Origin of the sequence: Nocardia carnea (genome assembly GCF_029869215.1) — a bacterium.
Classification (GTDB): Bacteria; Actinomycetota; Actinomycetes; order Mycobacteriales; family Mycobacteriaceae; genus Nocardia; species Nocardia carnea_B.
The window spans coordinates 25,323-32,041 of record NZ_JARWPM010000073.1; the positions used below are offsets into that span (position 1 = coordinate 25,323).

Annotated in this window: 8 protein-coding genes; 5 read left to right on the forward strand and 3 right to left on the reverse strand. The window is 64.5% G+C overall.

The window, feature by feature from the left end; all coding sequences use genetic code 11:
• Positions 1–4 precede the first annotated feature (4 nt).
• Complete coding sequence (locus QH276_RS03695; protein WP_280401952.1) at positions 5–1,204, forward strand: cytochrome P450; 1,200 nt, start codon at positions 5–7, stop codon at positions 1,202–1,204.
• 63 nt (positions 1,205–1,267) lie between these two features.
• Here the strand turns inward: QH276_RS03695 and QH276_RS03700 are convergent, their stop codons facing one another.
• On the reverse strand, positions 1,268–1,645 hold the full coding sequence (locus QH276_RS03700) for a hypothetical protein (protein WP_280401953.1): 378 nt from the start codon (positions 1,643–1,645) through the stop codon (positions 1,268–1,270).
• Positions 1,642–2,109: a hypothetical protein gene (locus QH276_RS03705; RefSeq protein ID WP_280401954.1), complete on the reverse strand. Its 468-nt coding sequence runs from the start codon at positions 2,107–2,109 to the stop codon at positions 1,642–1,644. Before QH276_RS03705 ends, QH276_RS03700 begins: the two co-directional genes overlap by 4 nt.
• 66 nt (positions 2,110–2,175) lie before the next feature.
• On the opposite strand from QH276_RS03705, the gene QH276_RS03710 reads away from it, so the two are divergent.
• Positions 2,176–2,382 carry a zinc-ribbon domain-containing protein gene (locus tag QH276_RS03710; protein ID WP_280402028.1) on the forward strand — a complete coding sequence of 69 codons (207 nt, stop codon included), beginning with the start codon at positions 2,176–2,178 and terminating at the stop codon, positions 2,380–2,382.
• A 731-nt stretch (positions 2,383–3,113) separates the two neighbouring features.
• Positions 3,114–3,353 (forward strand): peptidoglycan-binding domain-containing protein, encoded by a 240-nt coding sequence (locus QH276_RS35470; RefSeq protein WP_432278733.1) that lies wholly within the window; start codon positions 3,114–3,116, stop codon positions 3,351–3,353.
• A 331-nt stretch (positions 3,354–3,684) separates the two neighbouring features.
• Here the strand turns inward: QH276_RS35470 and QH276_RS03720 are convergent, their stop codons facing one another.
• Positions 3,685–4,515 carry an SDR family oxidoreductase gene (locus tag QH276_RS03720; RefSeq protein WP_280401955.1) on the reverse strand — a complete coding sequence of 277 codons (831 nt, stop codon included), beginning with the start codon at positions 4,513–4,515 and terminating at the stop codon, positions 3,685–3,687.
• 75 nt (positions 4,516–4,590) lie between these two features.
• On the opposite strand from QH276_RS03720, the gene QH276_RS03725 reads away from it, so the two are divergent.
• The gene (locus tag QH276_RS03725) at positions 4,591–6,168 is read left to right on the forward strand and encodes a methylmalonyl-CoA mutase family protein (RefSeq protein ID WP_280401956.1); all 1,578 of its coding nucleotides are present in this window, start codon (positions 4,591–4,593) and stop codon (positions 6,166–6,168) included.
• The gene (locus QH276_RS03730; protein ID WP_280401957.1) at positions 6,168–6,569 is read left to right on the forward strand and encodes a cobalamin B12-binding domain-containing protein; all 402 of its coding nucleotides are present in this window, start codon (positions 6,168–6,170) and stop codon (positions 6,567–6,569) included. Before QH276_RS03725 ends, QH276_RS03730 begins: the two co-directional genes overlap by 1 nt.
• Positions 6,570–6,719 lie beyond the last annotated feature (150 nt).

Below are 6,719 nucleotides of genomic sequence, written 5' to 3' on the forward strand. Positions count from 1 at the left end.
AGCTGTGACCGCCACCGCGCCCACCGACGTCTACTACGACCCCTACGATGTCGAGCTGAACGCCGACCCTTACCCCATGTTCAAGCGGATCCGCGAGGAAAAGCCGCTCTACTACAACGAAACCCACGATTTCTACGCGCTCAGCCGGTTCGCCGACGTGAATGCCGCACTGATCGACAAGGACACGTTCAGTTCCGCCCGCGGCGCCATCATCGAACTGATCAAGGCGAATATCGAAATCCCGCCGGGCGTCCTGATTTTCGAGGACCCGCCGATCCACACCATGCACCGCAAACTGCTCTCCCGCATGTTCACTCCGCGCAAGATCGCGGCGCTGGAGGCGAAGGTCCGGGAATTCTGCTGCCAGAGCCTGGACCCCCTGATCGGCACCGGAAAGATCGATTTCATCGCCGATCTCGGCGCTCGGATGCCCATGCGTACGATCGGTATGCTGCTCGGCATTCCCGAGGAGGACCAGGAAGCGGTCCGCGACTTCGCCAACGAGCAGATGCGCACCGAAGAAGGCAAACCGATGAAGGCCTCCACGGAAGGGATGGTCAGCGGTGAGCTCTTCGAGAAGTACGTCGACTGGCGCACCGAGCACCCCTCCGACGACATCATCTCCGAATTGCTGAACGTCGAATTCGAAGACGAAACAGGTACGCTGCGCCACCTCACCCGCGACGAAATCCTCACCTACATCAACGTGGTCTCCGGCGCCGGTAACGAGACCACCACCCGGCTGATCGGCTGGGCCGGGAAAGTCCTCGCCGAACACCCGGACCAGCGCCGTGAACTGGCCGGAAACCCGTCGCTGATCCCCGCGGCCGTCGAAGAACTACTGCGCTTCGAACCCCCGGCTCCGCACGTCGCCCGCTATGTCACCCGCGATATCGAATATCACGGGCAGACGGTCCCCGAGGGCAGCGCCATGATGCTGCTCATCGGCGCCGCCAACCGCGACCACCGCCAATTCGCCCCCGACGGGGACGCCTTCGATATCCATCGCGCGAGCAAACCCCACCTGGCATTCAGCGTCGGCACCCATTTCTGCATGGGCTCGGCCCTGGCCCGGTTGGAGGGCCGGGTCGCCCTGGAGGAAATCCTGAAACGCTTCCCCGAATGGGAGGTCGACCTGTCCCAGGCCACACTCTCCCCGACCTCGACGGTCCGCGGCTGGGAGAGCATGCCGGCCTCGTTCTGACCGGAACCGGGATCGGGGCCGAGTGTCCGCCATTCCGCCCCGATGCCGGGAATAGGTGAGCGGCTACCGTAGGCGCCGACCGCCTCCTTTGCCGCGATCGGTAATCCCGGGATGCCCGGTTTCAGCCTTCGTCACCCATAGCGTCCGCTGCCGGTCGTCGATCGCGTACCGGATTCGTGCCCCGCTGGTGACTTCGTACTGCCACTGCTCCAACTCGGTACCGTCGATCTTCACTGCGCTCAGAGTCGCCTTGAGCCGGTGCTGGCGGCCCGGATTCTGCACACTGCGCGGCTCGGACGTAATGGCCATCCATGCGCGATCCAGCGCGTCGACCGCCTGGCGTTCCAGCTCGGACCACCCACGCGCGGATTCGGTGTTGTGCAGTAGTACCCGCCACGGTTTAGGCCGAGGGACTTCGTCGCCTCGCTTGTGACGGATCATTTCCGTCTTCCCGGGCGGTGGACCTCCACGAAGTCGGAGGTGTCGAACGGACCGCTCAGTTGCGCCACCAGCGCTGGGTCGGTGTAGATCTCGGCGGTGTGCTTCCAGGCGATCAGATCCCGCAGAAAAGGAAGATAGTGCCCGGTATCTGCACCGGCGAGCAGATCATCGAGAAGTTCCCCGATTGCTTCGGGCCGGTGCTCCGCCGGTAGCCAACGTAGCCAGGGTAGCTCTTCGGCCAGAACATCCTCGGCCAATCGGCGGTTCGCTTTGGCTACCAGACCGAGCGATCGTGCCGCAAGCCGCAGCGCACCATCCATGGCGCGATACCGTTCGTCACGCATCAGGACGACGTTCTCGGCGTCTCTGCGCTCCAAGAGCACATCTGCGTCGGCGAGTAGGGGGAAAACCGACGTCTGTTTCCGCACCAACTCGCTGAAGGGAAGGCTCTTCATCGCGCTCATCCACCCAGTGTAGCGCTGTGCTGAATTAGTTCAGTACTCCCCGGGGTGGCTGGCATCTACGCTGGTCTGGTGTTCTTCATCTTCGGTTTCGGGACCAAGCGGCAGAACCTCGGTGCGGGGGCGACCCGGACCTGCGCGCGCTGCCACAACACGACGCAGTGGCAGCGGGTGCGGGAGTTCAAGCAGTTCACGCTGTTTTTCATCCCGGTCGCCCGCTGGAAGCGCCGTCAGCTCGAGGTCTGCGGCATCTGCGGCGCCGCGATCGAAGCCTGACAGGATCCGTCGGCCACGTTTCACTGCCGCGCTGTTCGGGGTCCGGGCGGGATCGATATCGCCGCCTGCCCGCTAACCTTCTTCTGCTTGCCAAGGCATCCAGCACCATGTCGCCGGAAAGGCCGAGCGGACGACCTGGAGCATGCGCGAAATGATGAACCGCGACCGCCCGCTCCCGCGCGAGGGAACCTTCGAAGATGTCGCCGAGGCCGCGGTCGGCACCCATTTCTGCATGGGTTCGCGCCGGCCGGGTCGAGGGCCGTATCGCGCTCGAGGAAATACTGGGCGTTTACCGGAATGAAAAGTCGATTTACCCGATACGAAGCTTTCTCCGATTTCCACGGTCCGGGGCTGGGAGAACCTCCCCGCACAGGTGCCCGGCTGGCCGGCGACTCTGCGGTTCTGCGGATAGCAGTTGCAGTCCAAACGGAAGGTAAGTTTTTCGGACGGTGCCGCCGACGGAGTTGACCCGCCGCTTATTCATAAGATTTTGTGGCATCTGCTGGATATCGGTTTCGAATTCGGGATGTGAAGAGAATATGAAGAAGAACGGTGCACGCGCGATGGGAATCCTTGTCTCATTGCTGTTGTTCGGTGGCGGTCTCGGTGCGGTGTTCGCGGCTCCTGCCGTGGCGGGCCTCCCACGCTGCGACGCGACGGGAACAACGGGTGCTGGGAACTACTCGGTCGCGACCGTTCCCGCCAAATCGGGCGTTGGTTCGAATTGCACGATGTCCGAAGGGGCGTCCGGTGATGGAGTAAGGGCACTGCAAACCGCACTCCGGGCGTGTTACAACGCGGATATTTCGACGGACGGTCAGTTCGGGCCCAAGACCAAGGCGGCGTTGAAGAGGGCGCAAGCGTCGGCCGGGACCACTGCGGACGGCATCTATGGTCCGAAAACCCGGGATGCCCTGAAGTGGCCGAGTCGTATGCACGACACCCCGAAGGGGTGTAATCGTTTGACCTGATCCGCAAGAGTCGAATCAACTCTGCCCGGTGTCTATGCGGTCGCTCACTCTACTGCTCCGAGTGAGCGACCGCATGCTGCTTACCTACGCACCGAACTCGCTTCCACCGCGACGGTATGGGCTGAGAAGGCATGCCAGCATCCATCTGTGCACGAGTGGCGTCGCGACCTGGGGTGAGACAGCGGCTCGATGCTGTGCGCCGGCTTGCGGGTGGAAGCAGTCCGCGAATTGCCAACATGGATTGGCGCGCCTTCCCCCATCTCGTCGAATGCCCAGGTGAATCTCGTCGGCCCCCCGGCCCCCCGGCCCCCCGGCCTCCCGGGCCGGCTGATCAGTTCAAGAACATGTCCGGAATCGGGTTGGCGCCGCCGCCGTATTCCGACAGGTCGGTGCGGCCTGATTCGATGAGCGTCGTGGCATCGATGTAGGTGTTGCCGGTGTTGTACTTCGACTCGCGGGACAGGATCTCGGCTGCGGCATCCCCCATGATGCGGGGGCTGCGGGAGGATTCCAGGAGGTTCGTGCCGTCGGGCAGGTTGGCGACGGCGGAGGTCGCGATATAGGTCTGCGGCCACAGGCAGTTTGCGGCGATACCGGCGTCGGCGTATTCCGCGGCCCAGCCCAGCGTCAGCAGGGTCATGCCGTATTTGGAGAGCGTGTAGGAGGGGTGGGCTCCCAGCCAGCGGGGGCTCGTGTTCAGGGGTGGGGCGATGGTGAGAATATGCGGGTTCGGGGCCTGCCGCAGGTGCGGTAGGCAGGCGCGGGTCAGCAGGAACGTGCCGCGCAGGTTGATCTGCTGCATCAGATCGAATTTCTTCGCCGAGAGGTGCTCGGTGGGGTCGGTGGCGATGGCGCTGGCGTTGTTCACGCAGTAGTCGATGCGGCCGAAACGTTCCAAGGCGGTCTCCACGACACGCGCCACATCGGCTTCTTCCCGCACGTCACCCACGACGGCCGCGGCCTTACCGCCGGCCGCCTCGATCTCCGCGACCGCGGTGTGCACGGTGCCCGGCAGCTTCGGATGGGGTTGCGCCGTCTTGGCCAGAAGCACCACATTCGCCCCGCGGCGGGCCGCGGACAAGGCGATGGCCAGGCCGATCCCGCGGCTGGCTCCGGACACCACGAGGGTCCGGTCGGTGAAGGTCTGCTGCTCGGTGGACATATCACTCCTGGTCGATTACGCGTTCCCGCAAACCGGTATTGGCATTCTCATTTACTGCAAGTAGCATATTCAACGATGAACGACGCAGTCCATACCTCCTCGGGTATCCCGCTCGAACCGGTCTACGGGCCGGCCGACCGGCATACCGAACCACCCGCGCCCGGCGCGTTTCCGTTCACCCGGGGCAACTACGCCACCGGTTACCGGGGACGGCTGTGGACCTTCCGGCAGTACTCGGGATTCGGCACGGCCGAAGAGTCCAACCGGCGCTATCGCTATCTCCTGGATCAGGGCGGTACCGGCCTGTCGGTCGCGCTGGATCTGCCGACGCAATGCGGTTACGACTCCGACGATCCCGAAGTGGGGGAGGAGGTCGGCCGGGTCGGTGTCGCGGTCGATACCCTCGCCGATGCCGAGATCCTGTTCGACGGCATCCCGCTGGACAAGATCAGTACCAGCTTCACCATCAACGGCACGGCCGCGATCCTGCTCGCGTTCTACGTGGCGGCGGCGGAGAAGAAGGGCGTGCCCCGGGAAAAGCTCACCGGCACCATCCAGAACGACATCCTCAAGGAATACGCCTCCCGCGGCACCTGGATCTGGCCACCACAGCCCTCGCTGCGGCTTATCGCCGACACCATCGAGTTCTGCGCCGCCGAAGTGCCCCGCTTCAACGCCATCTCGGTGGCGGGCGCGCATTTCCGCGACGCCGGCGCGACCGCGGTCCAGGAAATGGCGTTCACCCTCGCCGACGGTGTCACCTACTGCGATACCGTTGTCGAACGCGGCCGGATGAGCATCGAGAAGTTCGCCCCGCAGATCTCCTTCTTCTTCTACACCCACGGCGATTTCTTCGAAGAGATCGCCAAATACCGGGCGGGCCGGCGTCGCTGGGCGACCATCGTGCGCGAGCGGTACGGCGCCACCACGGACAAGGCGTCGATGTTCCGCTTCGGCTGTGTCGCCGGCGGTGCCTCGCTGTACGCGCCCCAGGCGCAGAACAACCTGGTCCGCATCGCCTACGAGGCGATGGCGGCGGTACTCGGTGGCGTGCAGTCGATGTTCACCGCGGCCTGGGACGAACCGTTCGCGCTGCCCAGCGAGGAATCCGCGACCATGGCGCTGCGCACCCAGCAGATCCTGGCCTACGAGACGGGGGTCACCCGAGTCGCCGACCCGCTGGGCGGTTCCTACTTCATCGAGGCGCTCACCGACAAAACCGAAGAGGCCATCCAGGAAATCATGACCGACCTGGAGAACCGGGGCGGAATGGTCCGCGCGATCGAGGACGGCTACCTGCAGGGCCTCATCGCCGACGAAGCCTACAAACTGCACCAGGACATCGAATCCGGCGCCAAACCGGTGGTGGGAGTGAACAAGTTCGTCTCCGACGAGCCCGCCCCCGAGATCTCCACCTACGAACTGGACGCCGAGGGCCGGGAAACCCAGTTGAAGCGGCTGGCCAAGGTGAAAGCCGAACGGGATTCCGCTGCGGTGCGCGACACTCTGGCCGCATTGTCGCGGGCCGCGGAAGGAGACGACAACCTCATGCATCGTCTGATCGACTGTGCCAACGCCTACTGCACGGTGGGCGAGATGACCGCCGCCCTCAAAACGGTCTGGGGCGAATTCCAGCAGCCGGTGGTGTTCTGATGACCGCGCGTGTACTGGTCGCGAAACCCGGCCTGGACGGCCATGATCGAGGTGCGAAAATCGTCGCGCGGACATTGCGCGACGCCGGATTCGAGGTCGTCTACACCGGTATCCGGCAGCGTATCGAAGATATCGTCTCGATCGCGGTGCAAGAAGATGTGGCGGTCGTGGGCCTGAGCATCCTGTCCGGTGCCCATGTAGCCCTGACGAAACGGGTGGTCGACGCCCTGCGCGCGGCCGACGCGGGCGATATCGCGGTGGTCGTCGGCGGCACCATACCGCAGGGCGATATCGAGAAATTGCAGGCCGCGGGCGCCGCCGCCGTTTTCCCCACCGGTACCCCGCTCGACGTTCTGGTCACCGAAATGCGGGCACTCACCGGGACCGCGGCCCCGTCCTGATCACCCGGACGCTCCGGCGTCCGGGCCCGGGGGCCCCCCCCCGGGGGGGGGGGGGGGGGGGGAGATATATTTTTTTTTTTTTTTTGTTTTAATTGTGTTTGTGGTTTTTTTTTTGGACCCCGCCCGCCGCCCCCCCCCCCCCCACCCCCC